Genomic DNA, 24,395 nt, shown 5'->3' with positions numbered 1-24,395 from the left:
CTGCCCTACGCGCCGTTTTTCAGTGACTCAAGCTCTTCCCAGCGCGCAAAAGCGGTTTCCAGCTCCTGCTCAGCCTGCACCAGATTATCCAGCACCGGTTGCGTCTGATCGTGTGCCTGACTGAAGAAGTCCGGGTGACTCATCTTCGCCTGTAACTCACCGATGCGCGCTTCCAGCTGCTCCAGTTTTTGCGGCAGCTGTTCCAGCTCTCGCGCCAGATTGTAGCTGAGCTTATTCACGTTACGCTTCGCTTCACTCTTTTCGGCGGCTGGCTTCGTACTATTCGCTGTCGCTTTAGCCGGTGAAGCAGACCTGTGCTGCCGGTAGGCGGCGCGCTGCTGCTGCGCATCGTGATAACCGCCCACAAAGGTACCGATTTCGCCGTTGCCTTCAAAAATCCAGCACTCGGTGACCGTATTGTCGACGAACTGACGATCGTGGCTCACCAGTAACACAGTGCCCTGATAACCATCAATCAGCTCTTCCAGCAGTTCCAGCGTTTCGACGTCGAGGTCGTTGGTTGGTTCATCCAGAATCATCAGGTTGCTGGGACGCAGGAACAGACGCGCCAGCAGCAGACGGTTACGTTCCCCACCGGAAAGCGCACGCACCGGCGTCATCGCACGTTTTGGATGGAACAGGAAGTCCTGCAGATAGCCCAGCACGTGGCGCGGTTTGCCGTTGACCAGCACCTCCTGCTTGCCTTCAGCCAGGTTGTCCATCACGGTGCGATCCGGATCCAGTTCAGCGCGATGCTGGTCAAAGTAAGCGACTTCCAGCTTGGTGCCGGAATGTACGCGGCCGTGATCGGCTTTCAGCTGCTGCAGCATCAGGCGCAGTAAGGTCGTTTTACCGCAACCGTTCGGCCCGATCAGCGCAATTTTATCGCCACGCTGAACCTGGGTAGAGAAATCCTTCACCAGCGTTTTGCCGCCCACCGCGTAGTCAACATTTTCCAGCTCGAACACAATCTTGCCGGAACGGGACGCTTCGCCCACCTGCATGTTGGCTTTGCCCATGACTTCACGACGTTCTGAGTGTTCGCGACGCAGCGCTTTCAGCGCGCGCACACGACCTTCGTTACGGGTACGGCGGGCTTTGATGCCCTGACGGATCCACACCTCTTCCTGCGCCAGCTTGCGGTCGAATTCCGCGTTCTGCATCTCTTCAACGCGCAGTGCTTCTTCTTTGCCTTCCAGATAGAGATCGTAGTTGCCCGGCCAGGAGACCAGCTTGCCACGGTCAAGATCGACAATACGCGTCGCCATGTTGCGGATAAACGAACGGTCATGCGAGATAAAGACGATGCTGCCGCTGAAGTTCTTCAGGAAGGTTTCCAGCCAGTCGATCGTTTCGATATCGAGGTGGTTAGTTGGCTCATCCAGCATCAGCACACGCGGGTTGCTCACCAGCGCACGGCCCAGCGCCGCCTTACGCAGCCAGCCGCCAGAGAGCGACGACAGCTCGGTATCGGGCTGCAGACCAATCTGCTCCAGCACGTCATGGATGCGGCTCTCCAGCTGCCACAGGTTCTGATGGTCAAGAATGCTTTGCAGTCGCGCCATCTCATTGAGGTTTTTATCGCTGGGATCTTCCATCACCACATGGGAAATGGCGTGATAGGCTTTCAGATGCTCAGCCTGCTCTTCAACGCCCTCAGCCACGAAGTCGTAGACCGAACCGGTAATATTGCGCGGGGGATCCTGTTGCAGACGCGCCACCACCAGGTCAGTTTCATAAATGATGCGGCCATCATCCAGTGGCTGTTCGCCATTGATGATTTTCATCAGCGTGGATTTACCCGCTCCGTTACGGCCCACCAGACAGACGCGTTCGTTCTCTTCGATGTGCAGCTCGGTATTGTCTAACAGCGGCGCATCGCTGAAGGAGAGATAAGCGCCGTGGATACTGATTAATGACATGTAATCTTATTCCTTACCGGCATGAGTGATCAGCCAGCAGTTGTGAATCTGACGGTTACGCGCGAAGTCCTGCGACTGCGTTTTCTGGGTAATATCCTGCGCCTGCAGGCCCAGTGCTTTCAGACCATCCATGTCCATTTTGAAACCACGTTTGTTATTGGAGAACATGATGGTGCCGCCGCGACGCAGAAGGCGTTTCAGGTTACGCATCAGCATCATATGATCGCGCTGAACGTCGAAGCTCTCTTCCATACGTTTTGAGTTGGAGAAGGTTGGCGGATCGATAAAGATCAGGTCAAAATTCTCATCACTCTCATTCAGCCAGCTCAGGCAGTCCGCCTGCATCAGGCGGTGCTGACGCCCGGTCAGTCCGTTAAGACGCAGGTTGCGCTCCGCCCACTCCAGATAGGTACGCGACATATCTACCGTGGTGGTTGAACGCGCCCCCCCCAGACCGGCATGCACACTGGCGGTGCCGGTATAGGCAAACAGGTTCAGGAAATCTTTGCCCTGACTCATCTGACCGAGCATTTTACGGGCAATGCGGTGATCGAGGAACAGGCCGGTGTCGAGATAGTCGGTCAGGTTCACCCAGAAACGCGCATTAAACTCTTTAACTTCGAAATAGTCGCCCTTCTCGCTGAGCTTCTGATACTGCGCTTTGCCTTTCTGGCGCTCACGCGTTTTCATAATCAGACGGTCAGCAGGCAGCTGCAGTACGCTCAGTGTCGCGCTGATAACATCGAACAGGCGCTGACGCGCTTTATTCGGATCGATGGTTTTCGGTGGCGCGTATTCCTGAATAATGACCCAGTCACCATAGCGATCGACAGCAACGTTGTAGTCTGGCAGATCGGCGTCATAAATGCGGTAGCATTCAATGCCTTCCTGACGCGCCCACTTCTCCAGTTTCTTCACATTTTTACGCAGACGGTTTGCGTAATCTTCCGCAATCTGTCCGGCGCTTTCATGGCTGTTAACCGCCAGCTGATAGTTTTTCTGCACGCAATCCAGCGGACCGTTCTTCGCTTTGAACTGGCGATCGGCACGCAGTTGCAGGCAGCTCAGCAGTTCAGGCGAGGCGCTGAAAAGCGACAGGTTCCAGCCACCAAAATGCTGCTTCATCAGACGTCCGAGCTGGCTGTGCAGCGCAATCAGCGCCGGTTCGCTCTCCAGACGTTCACCGTATGGCGGATTACTCAGCACTGTGCCGTGAACCGCCGGATCGAGCGGATTGGTCAGTTGCAGCAGGTCCTGTTGCGCAAACGTAAAGAGTTCAAAGACGCCAGCACGACGGGCATTCGCCTGCGCCCACTCCAGCACCCGGCCATTGTTGTCATAACCAAAAAAGCGCGCCTGAGTCGCCGCCGTACCCGCGCGGGCACGGTTCTGCGCCTCGGTTTTCACGTCCTGCCACAGCGCAGCATCAAACTTGTTCCAGGCAGTAAAGCCCCAGTGCTTACGCAGCAGGCCCGGTGCGCGATCGCAGGCAATCAGCGCCGCTTCAATCAGCAGCGTACCTGAACCACACATCGGGTCGATCAGCGGCGTGGTCGGCTCCCAGCCAGAACGCAGCACAATTGCCGCCGCCAGGGTCTCTTTTAACGGAGCCTGACCGGTCTGCTGGCGATAGCCGCGCTGATGCAGTGAGGTGCCGCTGAGATCCAGCGCAATGCTGGCGCGATCGTCATTCAGCCAGACGTTAACACGGATATCCGCCTGCTCACGATCAACATTCGGCCGTTCAAGATTCTGACGGGTAAAGCTGTCCACGATGGCATCTTTGACTTTCAGCGCGCCGAACTGGCTGTTACGAATCGAATCGTTGGTGCCGCTGAAATGCACGACGAACGTTTTGTCGCTGCCGAACATCGAAGGCCAGTCCACGCTCTGTACACCCAGATAGAGATCGAGATCGCTGTAGACGCCAAACTCTCCCAGCGGCAACAGGATGCGTGATGCTAAACGACTCCACATCAGGCTTTGGTACATGGCGCGATCGTCGGCTTCGTAGTGAACGCCTCCCTGCACCACTTGCAAATCCTGCGCGCCCAGCGCGTCCAGCTCACTTTTTAACAGCTCTTCGAGCCCACGCGCCGTGCTGGCAAACAGAGAATTCATATCGTCACTTTTTAACTCTTGAGAAAATTGTCGCGCATTATAGCGAATCGGAGACCTATGTCATAAAGTTAGCTTCTTTTGTGTCGCGCGTCGGGTTCAAGGAGAACACCATGATCACGCTTTCCCGCTTATTTATTCATCCTGTGAAGTCAATGCGGGGATTAGCGTTGTCACATGCGCTGGTCACTGACAGCGGACTGGCATTTGATCGGCTGTTTATGGTGACCGAACCCGATGGCACCTTTATTACTGCACGTCAGCACCCGGAGATGGTGCGCTTTACGCCCGCGATCCTGCCGGATGGCCTGCTGCTGGCCGCACCGGATGGCAGCCAGTCCCTGATCCGCTTCAGCGATTTTAGTGAGCAGGATCATCCCACCGAAGTCTGGGGCAACCACTTTACTGCGCGCATTGCCCCCCAGCCGATTAATCAGTGGCTGAGCCAGTTCTTCCCGCGCGACGTTCAGCTGCGCTGGGTCGGGCCGCAACCGACTCGCCGGGTCAAAAAGTTTGATCATATTCCGCTGAGCTTTGCCGATGGATTTCCGTTTTTGCTGATCAACAACGCGTCGCTGCACGATCTGCAACAGCGCTGCCCGGCCAGCGTCCGTGCCGAACAGTTTCGCCCGAACCTGATCGTCAGCGGCGCGGGCGCCTGGGATGAGGATAGCTGGGCAGAGATTCAGATTGGCGACGTCATCTTTGAGGCTCCAAAGCCATGCAGCCGCTGTGTGCTAACCACGGTCAGCACCGAGACCGGACTTAAGCATCCCACCGGTCATCCGCTGGCGACGCTTCAGACGTTCCGCACTGCTCAGGATGGCAGTGGAGATATCGATTTCGGTCTGAACCTGGTGGCGCGTAACAGTGGCGTGGTGCGTGCGGGTGATGAAATGATCGTCCTGAAACGTCATGCGCCGCGCAGCTACGGTGCCGGCGAAGTGGTCGAAACGCTGAAACCACAGCAGCAGACGCCGGATGCGGTGACCATCACGTTTCAGGGTCAGACCTTTACCGGGGATAATCAGCAGGTATTACTGGATCAGCTGGAGATGCAGGGCTTTCGCATTCCTTACTCCTGTCGGGCAGGTCTGTGTGGTAGCTGCAAGCTGAGTCTGGTAGCCGGTGAAGTAAAAGCGCTTAAACAGAGTGCCCTGCGTCAGGACGGCACCCTCTTAAGCTGCAGCTGTATTCCGGCAGGTGATATAGAAGTGAAGTAATCAGACCGCGCGGGCGTAGTGCGCGACATCCTGGTACCAGGGCTGCAGGCGGTCGTTCATCACCTTAATGGCATCGCCGAGCACCATATTTTTACCGGCCAGGGTTAAACCTGGCTGCGCCAGCAGGCAAAGCGCCGCATTATTACCACTCTCAACCACCAGCAGACGTGCCAGCGTCCCCTCTTCGGCCAGCGTAACCTGTACCATTTCACCGGGACGGGGCTGCATTGCCGGGGCATGCGAGGTGAAATGCCAGCTTTTCGGCATCAGGGGTTTGAGGAAGCGCGCGGCGACCAGCGCATTCAGCACCAGCTCAGCACGATGGCTGCCACTGAGTTTGCACTGACGACAGGTCTCTTCAAAGGTGTAATACAGAGCGGCATCATCGACACAGAAACCCGATTCAGTGAACGCGTCCGGCGTGAGCATTTTGCGGGAAAAGCGGGAACGGAAAAGCATCCCGTCAGCCAGGTCGAGCATCATTCGGTCGTGGCTGCTATCAAAATACCAGCGCCAGTTATCATCGGGTTTAATTTTCATCGTGTGCCCTGTATTTACCGCTACGCCAAAAATCGCGCAGAATTCAGCGAAAAAAGAAACATAAGGAAAAGCTGAAAAAACGTGCAACAGGACAAAATATAAACGAGCCGAGGGGATAAATAAACCCCCCGGCCAATGATTGTGAGAATTGTCTTAGAGATGCGTGACGATATCTTTAATTAATCCTGGCCCCTGATAAATAAAGCCTGAATAAATCTGAACCAGCGTTGCACCTGCGGCGATTTTTTCACGCGCAGCGGTCAGAGAATCGATGCCGCCAACGCCGATAATGGGAAGACGCCCCTGCAGCTCCTGAGAGAGGCGCTGAATCACCGCCGTACTACGCGACTGCACTGGCCGTCCACTCAATCCACCCGCTTCTTCAGCATGCTTAAGACCGCTTACCAGCGAACGATCGAGCGTAGTATTACTGGCAATGACGCCATCAATCTGATGACGAATCAAACTGTCCGCAACCTGAATTAACTCCTCTTCAGAGAGATCGGGCGCAATTTTTACGGCCAGCGGAACATATTTCAGATGACGCTTTTCCAGCTCTTTTTGTTTCTGTTTGATAGAGGAGAGCAAATCATCCAGCGCTTCACCATATTGCAGTGAACGCAAACCTGGCGTGTTGGGTGAGGAAATATTGATGGCGATATAACCGGCATGGGCATAGACCTTTTCCATGCAAATCAGATAATCTTCTTTGCCCTGCTCAACCGGCGTATCTTTATTTTTACCGATATTGATCCCGAGCACGCCGTTAAAACGCGCTTTTTTTACATTCTCAACCAGGTGGTCAACACCGAGATTATTAAATCCCATCCGGTTGATAATGCCGCCCGCTTCCACCAGACGAAACATCCGCGGCTTGTCATTACCTGCCTGGGCGCGCGGCGTGACGGTGCCGACTTCAACAAAACCAAAGCCCATCGCCGCAAACGCATCAATGCACTCTGCGTTCTTATCCAGACCCGCAGCCAGGCCCAGGGCATTCTTAAAGGTCAGTCCCATGCAGGTGACCGGACGCGACGGCAGATTCTGGCGATAAAACAGCTCCAGCGGCGTGCCGTTCATAAAACGCAGTTGCTGAAAGGTGAGTTCGTGCGCGCGTTCGGGGTCGAGTTTAAACAGCGCCGGTCGGACGATAGGATAAAACATGCACTCTCCTGAAGGACGGAAGCAATCGTGAAAGTCGGTGCACGGGAAAATGTGCGCCAGAATGGTAAAGTGCTCTGGCGCAAAAGTAAATCGAACGGCGGGGATGCAGAAAACTATATGAAAATGCTTTGATCTTAAACGGCGGAATCGTTTACGGGCTGGTTTTTCACCTCGGAAGGAAACAGATACTCCCGCAGGATGCCGTGACGCTGCATGATGCCAAAGATACCGAGACAGACAAACGCTTCAGCTCCCACCATCGACCATGCGGCACCGATTGCGCCAAACTTCCAGGCCAGGAAACAGCATAGCGGCACGTTTATCACGCCAGCAGCCATCATCACCCACATACGCTGGCGGGCCAGACCGTGCGGGATCAGAATCTGTAATCCAGCCGGATAGGCAATGTTACCGAACAGGAAACAGAGCACGAAGACGCGCAGCACATCCGCCGACGGAATAAAGTCTTTACCCAGTAAAATAGAGACCACCAGGTCAGCAAAGAACCAGGTAAAGATGACAATCGACAGACTCAGGGAAAACGACAGCAGCAGGCTTTTGCGCGTCGCCGCAATGGCGGCACGTTTATCCCGACCAAACAGGTGGCTGACGCGCGGGAAGAAAGCACTGCCGATCTGCTCGGGTACTGAATTAGCCGCTTTACGCAGACGATCCGCCCCGTTGTAGATCCCGACCATATAGGTAGAGGTAAAGGAGGCCAGGATTACCACGTTGACGCTGTTAAACAGATTGGCACCCGCGATAGCAATAAACACATCCATGCTGTCGGTGATGCGCTGTTTGATCTCGCGCGGTTCAAAGCGGTAACGACCAATGACTTTCATCTCCAGCACAAACTTCAGCGTAATCGCTGCGCTGATGATGGAGACAGTGCCAGGGATCAGCGCCGCCAGCCAGGTATCCTGCGGGGATTTCACCAGCAAAAAGGTCAGCGGAATCGCACAGAAGTTACCGAAGGTGGCGATCATCGCCGTTTTACCCAGCTTCTCAAAGCCCTGCATCAGCCAGCCGAATGAAAACAGCGAGCCTATCAGCGTGGTGCAGTTCGCCAAGATGATAAAGAACAGCGGATGCCAGGCAGGATTAAACCAGGTCGCCGTCAGTAACGTGCCACTGGTCACCACCAGTAGCATCAGCTTGGCGTTAAAAGTTGACCAGAAGAGCTGGCTGACGCGTTCCTTGTCATCACGATGGTGAGCAATGTCTTTGGTGGTAAAGACGTTGAATCCCCAGTCAGAGATGGTGCTGCAATAGAGCACGCAGGCGATGGCCAGCGCCAGCGTACCCATCTGCTCTACACCCAGAACGCGGGCAAGATAGGGCAGCGTGGCCAGTGGAAACAGGAACGATGCGCCGCGGTAGGCCAGCAGCGAGAAAATATTAATAACCAGACTTTTATCGAGTACTTTTGCCATGACGCAACAACCTTATACACATTGCATGTCTCACCTTCTCATTTCGCTAAGGTATAAACAATATCGCTTCACATTTTTCAGAATCAGGCTGCTTTTCAGAATCAGGCGGCGTTTTTCAGCTCTTTTTTGACCTTGTAATGCTGAAGTGCAATAAACAGTTCAGGGCGATTGAACAATAGCCACTCTTTAAAGTTTTCTGTTTTCACATTGCGACCCATAAAGCGAATCGCGTTAAGCACATATTCCGGCACAGGCGTACGGTTATAGAGTGATAAATAGATCATCAAACGAAACGAGTGAACTAAATACGCTTTTTCAAGCGTATCGCGCCACGCTGACTTAATCAGCGAACTGGTTAGCGTATTGTAGGCGTGCATAAAGGCATCATAACGCTGATAGAAAAACTCATTACTTTTGGTACTGTTCGTCAGGGAGCCGTTGCGAATACGCTGTTTATAATAAACCTGATGACTCACCCAGGCCTGCTGACTTTTCATAAAGCAGGAGAGCGTGAAATTGTGGTCTTCATGAACGCGTTTAACAAAACGTAATTTATGCTGTTCAATAACGCGTTTGCTGATGACATAGCTCCAGGCCGCCGAGGTATAGCTGCCGTTACGCAGCAGGCCCAATAAGACCTCCTGCGGTTTTTGCTGACCAAAGAGTTCGTGTCTGACTTTTGGCGAGGTGATATCAATCTGGCCGTCGCGATAGACGCACGATTTAAAACAGAACAGGTCCGTTTCAGGATGCTTTTCCGCTACCATGCCCAGTTCAACCACCAGCCCATCCGCCACGACGTCGTCCGGATCGCAGAAAAAAAGAAACTGGCCCTGCGCCTGATCAATACCGACATCCCGTGCATGACCCGCCCCACCATTTTCAGTGGTAATTATTTTCACCTGGGAAAGATGAGAATAATTCTGTTCAAGTAAGGCTAATGTTCCATCGGTGGAGCCATCATTCACAATGATTATTTCATTGGGCGATTTAACCTGACGTAATAACGAATCGACGCACTCCACAATATATTTCTCTACATTGTAGGTTGGAATAATGACTGATAATAAGGTGTCAGACATAGGCAATTCTCTGCTGTTAGAAAATGACAATACGATTCACCTGCCAGATGCAGGCACTGACCAGAGGTGAAACGTCGAAAAGAGTAATACGCTACTATTATGATGGCTTTAATTTAGCCTGATTATCTTAAACCGGTTATGCAAAAAAAGACCAGTTGTAAAAATTATCTTAACGTTTCACCTGATTATCACTGTTAAAAAAATTGCATCTATAGCCCGCTGTAATGTTAAAACCGTTGAGGAACGATTTAAATTACCCCCACCAGGCAGGCGTAACCAGAATCAGGAATATGTAAGCGAACATCTGAAACCGTGAATAACTTCAGCATTCCTTCATTTTTATTACAGTTTACGATCTGCAATTAATCCTAATACCATGCCGGAACACCACTGAAACAGGCTGATGTCAGGCTGATTTACCTTCCGGTTTAAGGCCGCCGCTGCGCTTCAACACGGTTTCAGTCACAAGCAGAATGGTTAAGCAATCAGAAGAAAGATAATTTTTTCCGCCACGCGTCCTGTTTTAACTCTCTTGCATCACTGCTCTTAATGAATGGTTTCGCTGCTCGCCTTTATTTTAAGAATTATCGGAAGCGGTGTTTTCATTATCTGCCACCAGTACGTCTATTTGCAGTTTTTACCCTTGCTTTGCCGGATAAATCATTTAAGCCCACTCCCCTGCTCTGACAGTATGAAGGCATAAGTTCTCAACTTTTGATAATCAATAACTTTTAGTTATAAGGAGTGATGATGCGAGTTATTACGCTGGCAGGTAGCCCACGATTTCCCTCCCGCTCAACCTCATTACTGACGCTGTGTCAGCACAAGCTGGAGGCACGTGGCATTGAAGTCATTCCCTGGAATATTCACAACTTTCAGCCTGACGATCTGATTAATGCGCGCTTTGATGCGCCCGCGCTGCTGGCCCTGCGTGACGATCTGGCCTCGGCTGATGGCCTGATTGTGGCGACACCGATTTATAAAGCGTCCTTTTCGGGTGCGCTGAAGACTCTGCTCGACCTGCTGCCTGAGCGCGCACTGGAGCACAAAGTTGTGTTGCCACTCGCCAGCGGCGGCAGTGTCGGGCATATGCTGGCGCTGGACTATGCGCTGAAGCCGGTTCTCAACGCCTTAAAAGCACAGGAAATTCTGCATGGGGTCTACGCCGAAGACAGCCAGGTCACGCATTACGATCGTCAGCCTGTACTGGAAGATTCACTGGCAGAGCGTCTTGATGAAGCCGTCTCCGCATTCTGGCTGGCGCTGACCCGTCATCACCATCCCGTTGCGCAGGCAGTATAAGGAAGCGATCGATGAAGCAGAGATTAGGAAAGTGGCTGGTGGCAGGACTGTTACTGGCTGGCCTTCAGGTACAGGCCGCTGAATCGGATCCGGCTGAGATTCGCATCGGCTATCAGAAAGGTTCAGTCAGCATGGTGCTGGCGAAGTCACATCAGTTGCTGGAGAAGCGTTTTCCCCATACTCACATTAAGTGGATCGAGTTCCCGGCTGGCCCGCAAATGCTGGAAGCGCTGAACATCAACAGCATTGACCTCGGCAGTACCGGTGATCTTCCGCCGCTGTTTGCCCAGGCCGCAGGCGCCGATCTGCTCTATGTCGGTTCGGAGCCGCCAAAACCGAAATCAGAAGTGATTCTGGTGCCGAAAAACAGTGCCCTGAAACAGGTTGCCGATCTGAAAGGCAAAAAAGTCGCTTTCCAGAAAGGTTCCAGCTCACACAATTTACTGCTGCGCGCCTTACAGCAGGCGGGCCTTACATTTAAAGACATTACACCCGTCTATCTGACGCCAGCCGATGCGCGTGCCGCCTTCCAGCAGGGTGACGTGGATGCCTGGGCAATCTGGGATCCCTACTACTCTTCGGTACTGCTGCAGGGTAATTCGCGCCTGCTGATTGATGGCAGCTCACTGAACCTGACCGGGTCCTTCTATCTGGCGACGCGCAGCTATGCCGAAGCCCACGGCGCGTTTATCCAGCAGGTGCTCGACACCTTCAGCAGTGCCGACGCGCTGACTATCAGCCAGCCTCAGCAGAGCACCACACTTCTGGCGCAGGCGATGGGCCTGCGTGAACCGGTTATTGCCAGCTATCTCAGCCATCGTCCACCCACCCGGATTTCGCCGGTCAGTGCTGAAACCGCAGCCGCACAGCAGCGTACCGCTGACCTGTTTTATGCCAATCATCTGTTGCCAGTCAAAGTGACGATCCAGGATCGCATCTGGCAACCGCATACCGTAACGCAGTAAGGAGCAATAATGAGCGTATCCATTTTCTGGTTCCTGCCGACGCATGGCGACGGCCACTATCTTGGTACCGCCGAAGGCGCGCGCCCGGTTGATCACGCCTATTTACAACAGGTGGCGCAGGCCGCTGACCGTCTCGGCTTTGGCGGGGTTCTGATCCCGACCGGCCGCTCATGCGAAGATGCCTGGCTGGTTGCCGCCTCGCTGATCCCGGTGACGCAGCGCCTGCGCTTCCTTGTGGCGCTGCGTCCTGGCGTGATTTCACCGACTCAGGCGGCGCGTCAGGCTGCTACCCTGGATCGCCTCTCAAACGGCCGCGCGCTGTTCAATCTGGTGACCGGCGGCGATCCGGAAGAGCTGGCGGGCGATGGCGTTTTTCTGGATCACCGTGAGCGTTACGCTGAATCTGCCGAGTTCACCCGCGTCTGGCGTCGGGTACTGGAAGGCGAAACCGTCGATTACGAAGGCAAGCATGTGAAGGTTCGCGGCGCACGCCTGATGTTTAAGCCGGTGCAGCAGCCTCGACCCCCGCTCTGGTTTGGTGGCTCTTCTGAACCGGCTCAGGAACTGGCGGCCGAACAGGTCGATGTTTACCTCACCTGGGGCGAACCGCCTGCTCAGGTTCGGGAAAAGATTGAACAGGTACGCGCGAAAGCGGCCGCGCAGGGACGTACGGTGCGGTTTGGTATCCGTCTGCATGTGATTGTGCGCGAAACCAATGAAGAAGCCTGGCAGGCAGCTGACCGGCTGATTGCCAATGTGGATGACGCCACTATCGCGAAAGCACAGGCCGCGTTCCAGCGGGCCGATTCTGTGGGTCAGCGCCGGATGGCCGCGCTGCACGGTGGTCGCCGCGACAAACTCGAAATCAGCCCGAATCTGTGGGCAGGTGTGGGTCTGGTACGCAGTGGAGCCGGAACCGCGCTGGTCGGCGATGGCCCGACCGTTGCCGCACGCATCAAAGAGTATGAAGCGCTGGGCATCGAGACCTTTATTCTGTCGGGTTATCCGCATCTGGAAGAGGCTTATCGTGTTGGCGAACTGCTGTTCCCGCATCTTGATCTGCAGGTGCCACTGGTGCCTCAGCCGCGCGTGGTTCAGGCGCACGGTGAAGCGGTAGCCAACGATTTTACCCCTGAGAAAAAAGTCGCCCGGGGCTGAGGAGAGCATGATGGCCAGAACCCGAAAACGCCTTGCTGATACGCTGGTGCCGTGGCTATTGCCGACGCTGCTTGTTGTGGTGTGGCAGATTGCTTCGCAAACCGGCTGGTTATCGAACCGTATTCTGCCCGCGCCGGAGAAAATTGTGACCACCTTCTGGCAGCTGACTGCCAGTGGTGAACTCTGGCAGCATCTGGCGATAAGCAGCTGGCGGGCGCTGATCGGCTTCAGCATTGGCGGTTCTATCGGCCTGATACTTGGGCTGATCACCGGCACCTCAAAAACCGGTGAACGCCTGCTGGATACGTCGGTGCAGATGCTGCGCAATGTGCCACATCTGGCGCTGATCCCGCTGGTGATCCTCTGGTTCGGAATCGACGAGTCCGCCAAAATCTTTCTGGTGGCGCTGGGCACGCTGTTCCCGATCTATCTGAATACCTATCACGGCATCCGCAATATCGATCGCGGGCTGGTTGAGATGGCGCGCAGCTATGGCCTCTCCGGCTGGAGCCTGTTTATCCAGGTGATCCTGCCCGGCGCACTGCCAAATATTATGGTCGGCGTGCGTTTTGCGCTCGGTCTGATGTGGCTGACGCTGATTGTTGCTGAAACCATCTCCGCCAACGCGGGCATCGGCTATCTGGCAATGAACGCGCGTGAATTCCTGCAGACCGATGTGGTGGTGGTCGCCATCATTCTTTATGCCCTGCTCGGCAAACTGGCGGATGTCGCCGCGTTGTTACTGGAACGCGTCTGGCTGCGCTGGCACCCCGCTTACCAACTGAAGGAGGAGAACGCATGAGCCAGACTCTCTCACCAGCCCGCCTTAACACCGGCACGCCGGTTGGCGTTAACGGCGTCAGCAAACAGTATGGCAGTCGTACCATTCTCAATAAGATCGACCTGCATATTCCTTCGGGTCAGTTTGTGGCGGTAGTGGGTCGCAGCGGCTGCGGCAAAAGCACTCTGTTGCGCCTGCTGGCCGGACTGGAACAAAGCTCCAGCGGTGAACTGCTGGCAGGCAATGCGCCGCTGCAGTCGGCGCGCGACGATACCCGCCTGATGTTTCAGGATGCGCGACTGCTGCCGTGGAAAAAAGTCATTGATAACGTCGGGCTGGGCCTGCGCGGTCGTGAATGGCGCAGTGCGGCGATGGATGCCCTGACGGCGGTGGGACTGGCCGATCGCGCCAATGAGTGGCCAGCTGCACTTTCTGGCGGGCAGAAACAGCGTGTGGCGCTGGCCAGAGCGCTGATTCATCGGCCCGGCTTACTGCTGCTGGATGAACCACTGGGGGCGCTGGATGCCCTGACCCGCATTGAAATGCAGGGATTGATTGAGTCCCTGTGGCAGCAGCATCACTTTACCGTTCTGCTGGTCACGCATGATGTCAGTGAAGCGGTCGTGATGGCGGATCGCGTGTTGTTGATCGAAGAGGGTGAGATCGGTCTGGATCTGCTGGTGGATCTGCCACGACCACGGCGTCGGGGATCGGCGCGGCTGGCCGAGCTGGAAGCGGAGGTGCTGGATCGGGTAATGCAGCGTACGGAACGACCGCAGCCGGTACGTTACGCGCAGCAGCGCTGAAAAAGGGAGCGTCTCAGACGCTCCCTTTTTTAGTATCAGGCGTTCAGTGCCCGGGTAATTTTTTCGTAGAGGTCGCCAGAGAGTTTATCCAGCTCCAGCAGCTGCTCCAGCGCCTGACGCATCATCGCCTGACGGCCTTCGTCATATCGTTTCAGACGAATCAGAGGCTCCACCATTCGTGCCGCAACCTGCGGATTGCGCGTGTTCAGATCAATGAGCATCTCCACCAGGAACTTGTAGCCGCTGCCATCTTTAGCATGGAACGCGGCCGGGTTAGCCGAGGCAAAGGCCCCCACCAGCGAGCGAACGCGGTTTGGATTGCTCATAGTGAAGGAGCGATGATTCAGCAGCTGACGCACGTTGCGCATCACGTTGGCAGCCGGACTGGTTGCCTGCAGCACAAACCATTTGTCCATCACCAGACCATCCTGATGCCAGCGCTCATCGTAAGCCGCCAGTAGCGCGTCGCGGCACGGTAACTGAGCCGCCACAGCAGCGGAAAGCGCCGCCAGCGCATCCGTCATGTTGGTTGCCTGGTGATACTGCGTCTGCACCAGTTTGTCCGCCAGCTGTGCATCACTGAATGCAAGATAGGTCAGGCAGACATTTTTCAGGCTGCGCTGACCAATCGCGTCATGCTCCACACGGTATTCAGGCTGCTGATTGGCGTTGTAGATCGCAAAGAACTCATCGGCCAGTTCGCGTGCCAGTGTGCGTTGCAGGGCGTCACGCACCAGCGCAATCGCCTGCGGATCGATAGTGTCAAACAGCTCGGCAATCTCATTTTCTGACGGCAGCGTCAGGATCAGCGCGGTCAGGGCCGGGTCACAGTCAGTATCAAGCAGCACTGCGCGGAAAGCATCGGCAACATGCAGCGGCAGCGACAGATGCTGACCCTGCTGATAGCGGGCAACGTTCAGGCGAATATAAGTCGCCAGCAGGCTCTGAGCCGCATCCCAGCGGGAGAAGTCGTTGCGTGCATGACGCATCAGGAAGGTGAGCTGAGCATCACTCCATTTATAATCGAGCTTCACCGGGGCGGAGAATTCACGCAGCAGCGACGGCACCGGCTGGAAGTAGACATTATCGAAAATAAAGGTCTGGAACTCTTCGGTGACATTCAGCACATGATGCACCGGATGGCCGTTATTCTGCAGCGGGATCACCTTGCCTTCACCGTCATACAGCTCAATATCCAGCGGGATATGCAGCGGCAGCTTCTCTTTCTGGTCGGCAGTCGCTGGGGTGTGCTGCGTGACATGCAGCGTGTACTGCTCAAGTTCCGGATTGTAATCGTCGCGCACCGTCAGTACCGGCGTACCGGACTGGCTGTACCAGCGGCGGAACTGCGACAAATCGACATTTGAGGCATCTTCCATCGCCTGAACAAAGTCATCACAGGTGGCGGCGCTGCCGTCGTGACGGTCAAAATAGAGCTTCATGCCCTTCTGGAAGTTCTCTTCACCCAGCAGGGTGTGCATCATGCGGATGACTTCTGACCCTTTTTCATACACCGTCAGGGTGTAAAAATTGTTCATCTCGATAACCTGATCCGGACGGATCGGGTGCGCCATCGGGCTGGCATCTTCGGCGAACTGCGCGCCGCGCACGATACGGACGTTATCGATGCGGTTCACCGCACGTGAACCCAGATCGGAGCTGAACTCCTGATCGCGGAACACCGTCAGTCCCTCTTTCAGGCTGAGCTGGAACCAGTCGCGGCAGGTCACGCGGTTACCGGTCCAGTTGTGGAAATATTCGTGACCGATAACCGCCTCAATGCCGAGGTAATCTTTGTCGGTCGCCGTTTCCGCTTTCGCCAGCACATATTTGGCGTTAAAGACGTTAAGACCTTTGTTCTCCATCGCCCCCATGTTGAAGAAATCCACGGCTACGATCATAAAGATGTCGAGGTCATACTCCAGGCCGAAACGCTCTTCATCCCACTTCATGCTGTTTTTCAGCGAGGTCATCGCCCAGTCGGCGCGATCGAGATTGCCGCGGTCAACGAAGATCTCCAGCGCCACATCACGTCCTGAACGGGTGGTGAAGCTGTCGCGCAGCACGTCGAAATCGCCCGCCACCAGCGCAAACAGGTAGCAGGGTTTCGGGAAAGGATCTTCCCACTTCACCCAGCTGCGGCCCTGCTCATCCCGGCCGCTGTCAATGCGGTTTCCGTTGGAGAGCAGATACGGGTAACGTTCACCGTCGGCATAAATGGTGGTGGTAAAGCGCGCCAGTACATCCGGGCGATCAAGATACCAGGTAATATGACGGAAGCCTTCAGCCTCACATTGGGTGCAGAGCGCCTCGCCCGATTTGTACAGCCCTTCCAGCGCGGTGTTCTGATCCGGATGAATCACATTGATGATTTTCAGGGTGAAGCTGTCCGGCAGCTGGCTGATGACCAGTGCGCCCTCTTCTTCACGGAAGGCCGTCCAGGGTTGCCCGTCGACTTCCAGCGCAATCAGCGTTAACGCTTCGCCGTCGAGTCGCAGCTCAGCCTGGCTGTCGCCCACGCGTTTAACCTGGCTGATGGCCGTTACACGGGTCGTCGACGCATCCAGTTCAAAAGTTAAATCGATATCGGTGATGGTGTAATCGGGCGCACGGTAGTCGTGGCGATACTTGATTTGGGGCTGTTGCGTCATATTGCGTCTCGCGTTGTTATAAGTTTACCGGCAAAGTCTAAGCTTGTTACTACAAGCTTGCCACGCACAATGCACCTGAAGGGTGAAATGGCTACACTTTGTTAACAATGGCACAGATTGGCCTCGACCCGCCCGACTGAAATATGCTGTGATTGGCTTCAGATAGTGAATTATACTTTTGCGTCTTTATGACTGTGTACAACACCGGGCACTGCGCCACCGAACAGGATGCTGAAACGCGCCATGACAGGACATGCTTCCCCGATACTGACCTCCCTGCTGGATACGGACGCCTATAAGCTCCATATGCAGCAGGCCGTTTTCCACCGCTATCATGACGTAACGGTGGCGGCGGAGTTTCGCTGCCGCGGCGACGAACTGCTGGGTCTCTACGCTGACGAAATTCGTGAAGCGATTACTGCCATGCAACACCTGGCGCTGACTGATGATGAAGCGACCTGGTTATCCCACCTTCCCTTTTTCCAGCAGGATTACCTCAGCTGGTTGCGCCAGTTCCGCTATAACCCGGAGCAGGTTGAGGTGCGCAATCATCATGGCAAACTGGAACTTCGTATCCAGGGACCGTGGCGGGAGGTGATCCTGTGGGAGGTGCCGCTCCTGGCGCTGATCAGTGAGATTGTGCATCGTCATCGCACGCCGCAGGTCACCACCCAGCAGGCGATTGACCACCTGCATCAGAAACTGGGCGACTTTAAGACGCAGGTGGCTGACCTGGATATGTCGCGCTTCCGCCTGATGGATTTCGGCACCCGTCGTCGCTATTCGCAGGATGTGCAGCAGTCGATTGTCTCCACGCTGAAACAGGATTTCCCGTGGCTGATTGGTACCAGTAACTATGATCTGGCACGCCGTCTGTCACTGACGCCGGTCGGCACGCAGGCGCATGAGTGGTTCCAGGCCTTCCAGCAGATCAGCCCGGTTCTTGCCAACAGTCAGCGTGCTGCGCTGCAGGCGTGGCTGGACGAGTATGACGATCAGTTGGGTATCGCGCTGACCGACTGCATCGCCATGGATGCGTTCCTGCGCGATTTCGGTCCGGTGTTTGCCCGCCGCTACCAGGGGCTGCGCCATGACTCCGGCGATCCGGTTGAATGGGGCGAGAAAGCGCTGGCTCATTATCAGAAACTGGGTATCGATCCGCAAAGTAAACACCTGGTCTTTTCTGACAACTTAAATCTCGACAAAGCACTGGCGCTTTATCGCCACTTTGGCCAGCGCACGAATGTGGTGTTCGGCATCGGTACGCGTCTTACCTGTGATATTCCAGGCGTAACGCCTCTGAACATCGTTATCAAGCTGGTGCAGTGCAACGGCAAGCCGGTAGCGAAACTTTCAGACAGCCCGGGCAAAACCATCTGCCAGGATAAAGCCTTTGTCAGAGCCCTGCGTAAAGCCTTTGATCTGCCGCTGGTGAAAAAAGCGAGTTAAACCTCTTCTTATCGGGGCGTTGATGCGCCCCGCCTCTGCTGTAATAAATCCGCTTTCCCCCTGAATTTTGCTTGTTTCCTGAAGACTCACAAGTAACATAGCAAAACCCCGGATGGGGCAACTTTTAACTCACTTCTTCTATATAGAGAGATATTTATGAGCGTAGTGCCTGTAGCGGACGTACTGCACGGTCGCGTCGCGGTTGACAGTGAAGTCACCGTACGTGGTTGGGTGCGTACCCGAAGAGATTCCAAAGCCGGTCTTTCCTTCATCGCTGTCTATGACGGCTCCTGCTTTAATCCCGTTCAGGCTGTCGTCAATAATTCTCTGAATAATTATCAGGATGAAGTGCTGCGTTTGACCACCGGCTGTTCCGTTATCGTTACCGGTAAAGTGGTGGCATCGCCAGGTCAGGGCCAGGCGTTTGAAATTCAGGCGACCAGCCTGGAAGTCGTCGGCTGGGTGGAAGATCCGGACAGCTACCCGATGGCCGCAAAACGCCACAGCATCGAGTATCTGCGCGAAGTCGCTCACCTGCGTCCGCGTACTAACCTGATTGGCGCGGTCGCCCGCGTTCGCCATACTTTGGCGCAGGCGCTGCATCGCTTCTTTCATGAAAATGGCTATTTCTGGGTTTCTACTCCGCTGATCACCGCCTCGGATACCGAAGGTGCTGGCGAGATGTTCCGTGTCTCAACGCTGGATATGGAAAACCTGCCGCGCAACGATCAGGGCAAAGTCGACTTCAGCGAAGATTTCTTTGGTAAAGAGGCCTTCCTGACCGTTTCCGGTCAGCTGAACGGCGAAACCTACGCCAGCGCCCTGTCGAAGATCTACACCTTCGGCCCGACGTTCCGCGCAGAGAACTCCAATACCAGCCGCCATCTGGCTGAATTCTGGATGCTGGAGCCGGAAATTGCGTTTGCGTCACTGGATGATGCGGCTGCACTGGCAGAAGCGATGCTGAAGTATGTGTTCAACGCGGTGCTGGAAGAGCGCGCCGATGACATGGCGTTCTTCGCTGAGCGCGTGGATAAAGACGCGGTTGAGCGCCTGCAGCGTTTCATCACCACCGATTTTGCCCAGGTAGACTATACCGATGCGGTTGAAATCCTGATGAACTGCGGTCAGACCTTTGAGAACCCGGTTTCCTGGGGTATCGATCTCTCTTCTGAACACGAGCGCTACCTGGCAGAGCAGCACTTCAAAGCGCCAGTAGTGGTGAAAAACTATCCGAAAGACATCAAAGCGTTCTATATGCGCCTGAACGAGGATGGCAAAACCGTGGCGGCGATGGACGTTCTGGCGCCTGGCATTGGTGAAATCATTGGCGGTTCACAGCGTGAAGAGCGTCTCGATGTGTTGGATGCACGTCTGGAAGAGATGGGTCTGAACAAAGAAGATTACTGGTGGTATCGTGACCTGCGTCGCTACGGTACCGTGCCACATTCTGGCTTCGGACTGGGCTTTGAACGTTTAATCGCCTATGTGACTGGCGTGCAGAATGTCAGGGACGTCATCCCCTTCCCACGCACGCCACGCAATGCAAGTTTCTAAAATTCAGCATTAAATATAAGAAATTCATATATATAAAGAGGTCGGCACTGCCGGCCTTTTTTTATTTTTGTAAATTTTGAGTTCTCTCACAAAGTTCCGTATTTTTTACATTTTGCAATACATATTTTCCTTTAGAAACTAGATTACGAGTTTAGTAGCATTTAAGCGCTAGAATTACGGCGGGTGGGATGGAAAGATGCGTGCAGACACAGGAAGACACCAAACTTCGCTCAGGGTTCTGTAAAGATTTCCTGACGGCAGTGGCAGGTGTACAAATAACTCCAATGAGGGTAATGAATAATGATGAAGCGCAATATTCTTGCAGTGGTTATCCCTGCTCTGTTAGCCGCCGGCGCAGCAAATGCTGCAGAAATCTATAACAAAGACGGCAACAAACTGGACCTGTACGGTAAAGCTGTTGGCCTGCATTACTTCTCTGATAACGATGCACCAAATAACGACGGCAATAACGGCGACAAATCTTACGTTCGTTTTGGTTTCAAAGGTGAAACTCAGATTAATGACCAGCTGACCGGTTACGGCCAGTGGGAATACAACATTCAGGCGAACAACTCTGAAGGTTCTGATGCACAAGCCAACAACAAAACCCGTCTGGGCTTTGCTGGTCTGAAATTCGGCGATGCCGGCTCAATCGACTACGGCCGTAACTACGGTGTGGTTTATGATGCAATCGGCTGGACCGATATGCTGCCAGAGTTCGGTGGCGACTCAGGATACTCTGATAACTTCATGAACGGTCGTAGCACCGGCCTGCTGACTTATCGCAACACCAACTTCTTCGGCCTGGTAGATGGCTGGGACTTCGCGGTTCAATATCAGGGCAAAAACGAACGTGACTCAATTCGTCGTTCTAACGGCGACGGCTACGGTCTGTCAACCTCTTATACCTCACCAATCGGTCTGGGTATCGTTGGTGCATATAGCAGCAGCGATCGTACTAACGCTCAGGCAGCAGGTGCACAGACTACTGTCACACCTAGCGAAGCGAATGGCGGCGGTGATGCAACAACCACTGTTACCGGTCAGGGTGCGGGTAAACGTGCTGAAAACTGGGCAACAGCTATCAAGTATGATGCTAACAACGTTTACCTGGCTGCAATGTACGGAGAGACACGTAACTCAACTCCAATTACTGCTACCGGTACTCTGGCTAACGGCAACACGTTCTCTACAACTGGCTTTGCAAACAAAGCTCAGAACATTGAACTGGTTGCACAGTATCAGTTCGACTTCGGTCTGCGTCCATCCATTGCTTACGTTCAGTCTAAAGGCAAGGATATTGAAGGCGTGGGCGATGCTGACCTGGTTAAATACATCGACGTTGGCGCGACTTACTACTTCAACAAAAACATGTCTACCTATGTGGACTATCAGATCAACCAGCTGGATGACAACAACCGTCTGGGTCTGAACACGGATGACACTGTAGCAGTAGGCCTGGTTTACCAGTTCTAATCCTGCTTTAAGCATGTTGAAAACGGGGCTACGGCCCCGTTTTTTTATGCCTTTTATTTTCCTCATCCGCGTTTCTCTCCCCCCTTCTGCTCAGCGTTAACCTCAGCTTCTCCTGATAGCGAAATCAACACCGCAAAATAGTCGATTTTGTCTCGCAAACGGTTGGCATTTCCCTGGCCGGACGCTAACCTGAGAGCCCTCTTGCTAAAGTTCACGCTAATGGACCTGACACATGTTTGAATCGATCTCTGCTGCACCCGCCGATCCTATTCTTGGACTGGCCGATCTGTTTCGTGCTGATGACCGCCCTGAAAAAATCAACCTGGGCATCGGCGTCTACAAAGACGAAACCGGCAAGACCCCGGTACTGACCAGTGTAAAAAAAGCTGAGCAATACCTGCTGGAAAACGAAACCACGAAAAACTATCTCAGCATTGATGGTCTGGCTGATTTTGCCCGCTGTACACAGGCCCTGCTGTTCGGCAATCAAAGCCCGCTGATCACCGCAGGCCGGGCGCGTACGGCTCAGACGCCAGGTGGCACAGGTGCGTTACGTGTAGCAGCAGATTTCCTCGCCACGCAGACCTCCGTAAAGCGGGTCTGGATCAGCAATCCGAGCTGGCCGAATCACAACAACGTGTTCAATGCTGCCGGTCTTGAAGTTTGTGAATATCATTACTATGACGCAGCAAACCATACGCTGGATTTCGAGGGCATGCTGGCGTCACTGCAGCAGGTTCAGCCTGGCGACGTGGTACTGTTCCATGGTTGCTGCCATAACCCGACCGGTATCGACCCGACCGCCGGACAGTGGCAACAGTTGGCGCAGTTATCACAGGCCAATGGCTGGCTGCCATTGTTCGACTTCGCTTACCAGGGCTTTGCCCGTGGTCTGGATGAAGATGCAGAAGGCCTGCGCATTTTTGCCGCCTCGCATCAGGAACTGATCGTCGCCAGCTCTTACTCCAAGAATTTCGGTCTGTATAACGAACGTGTTGGTGCCATCACGCTGGTTGCCGCCGATGCGAGCGTGGCAGATACCGCGTTCAGTCAGGTGAAGTACACCATTCGCGCGAACTACTCCAATCCGCCTGCACATGGCGCCGCCATCGTCGCAACCATTCTGAGCAATGATACCCTGCGTACCATCTGGGAGCAGGAGCTGTCGGACATGCGTCAGCGCATTCAGCGCATGCGTCAGCTGTTTGTGAACACGCTGGCGGAAAAAGGCGCGCAGCGTGACTTCAGCTTTATCATTAAGCAGAACGGCATGTTCTCGTTCAGTGGCTTAACCAAAGACCAAGTGATTCGCCTGCGTGAAGAGTTCGGTGTCTATGCCGTTAACTCAGGCCGCGTGAATGTGGCGGGCATGACGCCAGACAACATGTCGGCGCTGTGCGAAGCGATTGTCGCCGTGCTGTAACGCAGATGACCAAACAAAAATGGGCCTGACGGCCCATTTTTTATTGCAGTAAAAATTACGGATTGTTTACTGCAGGAAAGGATTACTGATGCGTTCATGCCCCAATGTTGAAATCGGGCCGTGACCGGGAAGAAAAGTCACATCATCGCCAAGCGGCAGTAATTTTGTGCGGATAGCATCAATGAGCTGCTGATGATCGCCCTGCGGGAAGTCAGTACGCCCAACACCACCATTAAAAATCACGTCGCCTGAAATCAGCAATCGTCCCGGACGGTCAAAGAACACGACATGGCCGGGTGAATGTCCCGGACAGTGCAGAACGTCCAGCGTGGTCAGCCCGACCTGCACGCTCTCCCCCTCTTCCAGCCAGCGATCGGGAGTAAACGGTGCGCACTCGTCAAGTCCGAACATCCGGCTCTGAGTCGGCAGCGCTTCCAGCCAGAAGGTATCGCGCTTTTGCGGTCCGACAATCGGAATCTGATAAAACGCCGCCAGTTCAACAGCGGCCCCGACATGATCTAGGTGTCCATGTGTCAGCAGAATCTGAGCAGGTTTAAGTTTTAGCTGTTCCAGCGTTTGTTTGATCAGTTCGGCATCGCCGCCTGGGTCGACCAGTGCGGCTTCGCGAGTCGTGTCGCACCAGATAACTGAGCAGTTCTGGGCAAAAGCGGTAACAGGAATAATGTGGTAATTCATAACGCTCCATGACCGGCTCACGCAGCGTTGCCGGTGTCATTACCAGTGCCTGATCGGACCGGTATCAATATGTACAAAGTTACTGCGGGGATAATATCCTACACCACCCGCACGCAGAGATAACGCCGCTTTGCGTACATTCGCCAGCGAAACCCCTTCAATATGAAAATCCATCGCCTGGCCTTTGGTGTGATAGCTGTGCTTTGCTACTCCCGGACCACTCTCACGTAACATATTGTTGGTTGCCAGTGAACGATAGCCGGAAACCAGCTGGATCGGTTTACGCATGCCCAGCAGCGCCTGCAGGCGAAAAATCTGGTCAAACAGATGTGGATCGATGCTTTTCACTTTGTTGGCGCGATAGTCACGGAAAAAATGATTTAATCGTGACAGCTCATCCTTGTCGTAACTCTTACCATTAAAAAACTCAGTTTTAAGGGTTTCACCGGTGTGAAGATTATTAAGCATCAATACACGCGGACGAGACGTAGAGAGGGAGGCCCTTGCAGACGCGGGCAATAATGCCAGTCCGGCAGCGGCGCTACTGCACAGCAGTAGTTTGCGACGAAAAGAATCGATAGTAGACATGTAACGGTTTACCTGAGAGTAGAGCCATAGAAATGTGCAAAAAGCGCACAGGCCGAAC

General features: G+C 54.3%; 19 protein-coding genes. 10 read left to right on the top strand and 9 right to left on the bottom strand.

The window, feature by feature from the left end; translation table 11 throughout:
* Positions 1 to 5 precede the first annotated feature (5 nt).
* Both FA92_RS05235 and rlmKL read right to left on the bottom strand, forming a co-directional pair.
* The gene (locus FA92_RS05235; protein ID WP_033782538.1) at positions 6 to 1,922 is read right to left on the bottom strand and encodes an ABC transporter ATP-binding protein; all 1,917 of its coding nucleotides are present in this window, start codon (positions 1,920 to 1,922) and stop codon (positions 6 to 8) included.
* A gap of 6 nt (positions 1,923 to 1,928) precedes the next feature.
* Positions 1,929 to 4,043 carry a bifunctional 23S rRNA (guanine(2069)-N(7))-methyltransferase RlmK/23S rRNA (guanine(2445)-N(2))-methyltransferase RlmL gene (gene rlmKL / locus FA92_RS05230; protein ID WP_033782537.1) on the bottom strand — a complete coding sequence of 705 codons (2,115 nt, stop codon included), beginning with the start codon at positions 4,041 to 4,043 and terminating at the stop codon, positions 1,929 to 1,931.
* A 110-nt stretch (positions 4,044 to 4,153) separates the two neighbouring features.
* Here rlmKL and FA92_RS05225 point away from each other — a divergent pair, with 110 nt between their 5' ends.
* Positions 4,154 to 5,263: an MOSC N-terminal beta barrel domain-containing protein gene (locus FA92_RS05225; protein WP_033782536.1), complete on the top strand. Its 1,110-nt coding sequence runs from the start codon at positions 4,154 to 4,156 to the stop codon at positions 5,261 to 5,263.
* Here FA92_RS05225 and FA92_RS05220 read toward each other — a convergent pair whose 3' ends face one another.
* From FA92_RS05220 to FA92_RS05205, 4 genes are all read right to left on the bottom strand, one after another.
* On the bottom strand, positions 5,264 to 5,803 hold the full coding sequence (locus tag FA92_RS05220; RefSeq protein ID WP_013357345.1) for a cell division protein ZapC: 540 nt from the start codon (positions 5,801 to 5,803) through the stop codon (positions 5,264 to 5,266). It lies immediately after the preceding gene.
* A 153-nt stretch (positions 5,804 to 5,956) separates the two neighbouring features.
* Positions 5,957 to 6,967, bottom strand: a complete 1,011-nt coding sequence (gene pyrD / locus FA92_RS05215; protein WP_013357344.1) for a quinone-dependent dihydroorotate dehydrogenase — start codon at positions 6,965 to 6,967, stop codon at positions 5,957 to 5,959.
* A 134-nt stretch (positions 6,968 to 7,101) separates the two neighbouring features.
* Positions 7,102 to 8,403 carry a flippase gene (locus FA92_RS05210; protein ID WP_013357342.1) on the bottom strand — a complete coding sequence of 434 codons (1,302 nt, stop codon included), beginning with the start codon at positions 8,401 to 8,403 and terminating at the stop codon, positions 7,102 to 7,104.
* Between the two features lie 101 nt (positions 8,404 to 8,504).
* Complete coding sequence (locus FA92_RS05205) at positions 8,505 to 9,485, bottom strand: glycosyltransferase family 2 protein (RefSeq protein WP_033782535.1); 981 nt, start codon at positions 9,483 to 9,485, stop codon at positions 8,505 to 8,507.
* A gap of 750 nt (positions 9,486 to 10,235) precedes the next feature.
* Here FA92_RS05205 and ssuE point away from each other — a divergent pair.
* From ssuE to ssuB, 5 genes are read left to right on the top strand one after another with little or no spacing between them, the layout of a single operon-like run.
* The gene (gene ssuE / locus FA92_RS05200) at positions 10,236 to 10,787 is read left to right on the top strand and encodes an NADPH-dependent FMN reductase (RefSeq protein ID WP_013357340.1); all 552 of its coding nucleotides are present in this window, start codon (positions 10,236 to 10,238) and stop codon (positions 10,785 to 10,787) included.
* A gap of 11 nt (positions 10,788 to 10,798) precedes the next feature.
* Complete coding sequence (locus FA92_RS05195; RefSeq protein ID WP_033782534.1) at positions 10,799 to 11,752, top strand: sulfonate ABC transporter substrate-binding protein; 954 nt, start codon at positions 10,799 to 10,801, stop codon at positions 11,750 to 11,752.
* A 9-nt stretch (positions 11,753 to 11,761) separates the two neighbouring features.
* Complete coding sequence (gene ssuD / locus FA92_RS05190; RefSeq protein WP_013357338.1) at positions 11,762 to 12,910, top strand: FMNH2-dependent alkanesulfonate monooxygenase; 1,149 nt, start codon at positions 11,762 to 11,764, stop codon at positions 12,908 to 12,910.
* 10 nt (positions 12,911 to 12,920) lie between these two features.
* On the top strand, positions 12,921 to 13,712 hold the full coding sequence (gene ssuC, locus FA92_RS05185; protein WP_013357337.1) for an aliphatic sulfonate ABC transporter permease SsuC: 792 nt from the start codon (positions 12,921 to 12,923) through the stop codon (positions 13,710 to 13,712).
* On the top strand, positions 13,709 to 14,497 hold the full coding sequence (ssuB, locus tag FA92_RS05180; RefSeq protein WP_013357336.1) for an aliphatic sulfonates ABC transporter ATP-binding protein: 789 nt from the start codon (positions 13,709 to 13,711) through the stop codon (positions 14,495 to 14,497). Before ssuC ends, ssuB begins: the two co-directional genes overlap by 4 nt.
* A gap of 35 nt (positions 14,498 to 14,532) precedes the next feature.
* Here ssuB and pepN read toward each other — a convergent pair whose 3' ends face one another.
* A complete protein-coding gene (gene pepN, locus FA92_RS05175; RefSeq protein WP_013357335.1) occupies positions 14,533 to 17,148 on the bottom strand; it encodes an aminopeptidase N in 2,616 nt (871 codons plus the stop codon).
* A gap of 243 nt (positions 17,149 to 17,391) precedes the next feature.
* Here pepN and pncB point away from each other — a divergent pair, with 243 nt between their 5' ends.
* The 4 genes from pncB (at position 17,392) to FA92_RS05155 (ending at position 23,053) form a co-directional block, all read left to right on the top strand.
* On the top strand, positions 17,392 to 18,597 hold the full coding sequence (gene pncB, locus FA92_RS05170) for a nicotinate phosphoribosyltransferase (protein ID WP_033782533.1): 1,206 nt from the start codon (positions 17,392 to 17,394) through the stop codon (positions 18,595 to 18,597).
* A gap of 156 nt (positions 18,598 to 18,753) precedes the next feature.
* Positions 18,754 to 20,154 (top strand): asparagine--tRNA ligase, encoded by a 1,401-nt coding sequence (gene asnS, locus FA92_RS05165; protein WP_013357333.1) that lies wholly within the window; start codon positions 18,754 to 18,756, stop codon positions 20,152 to 20,154.
* A 300-nt stretch (positions 20,155 to 20,454) separates the two neighbouring features.
* Positions 20,455 to 21,630, top strand: coding sequence for a porin OmpC (gene ompC, locus FA92_RS05160; protein ID WP_033782532.1), 1,176 nt, complete (start codon positions 20,455 to 20,457; stop codon positions 21,628 to 21,630).
* A gap of 232 nt (positions 21,631 to 21,862) precedes the next feature.
* Positions 21,863 to 23,053, top strand: a complete 1,191-nt coding sequence (locus FA92_RS05155; RefSeq protein ID WP_033782531.1) for an amino acid aminotransferase — start codon at positions 21,863 to 21,865, stop codon at positions 23,051 to 23,053.
* A gap of 66 nt (positions 23,054 to 23,119) precedes the next feature.
* Here the strand turns inward: FA92_RS05155 and FA92_RS05150 are convergent, their stop codons facing one another.
* Together FA92_RS05150 and FA92_RS05145 are read right to left on the bottom strand one after the other, a co-directional pair.
* Complete coding sequence (locus tag FA92_RS05150; RefSeq protein WP_033782530.1) at positions 23,120 to 23,749, bottom strand: MBL fold metallo-hydrolase; 630 nt, start codon at positions 23,747 to 23,749, stop codon at positions 23,120 to 23,122.
* Between the two features lie 39 nt (positions 23,750 to 23,788).
* Positions 23,789 to 24,337 carry a YcbK family protein gene (locus FA92_RS05145; protein ID WP_033782529.1) on the bottom strand — a complete coding sequence of 183 codons (549 nt, stop codon included), beginning with the start codon at positions 24,335 to 24,337 and terminating at the stop codon, positions 23,789 to 23,791.
* Positions 24,338 to 24,395 lie beyond the last annotated feature (58 nt).

The sequence above is a fragment of the Pantoea sp. 9140 genome, assembly GCF_000745295.1.
Taxonomy (GTDB): Bacteria; Pseudomonadota; Gammaproteobacteria; order Enterobacterales; family Enterobacteriaceae; genus Pantoea; species Pantoea vagans.
This window is presented reverse-complemented; position numbering and strand designations above follow the sequence as displayed.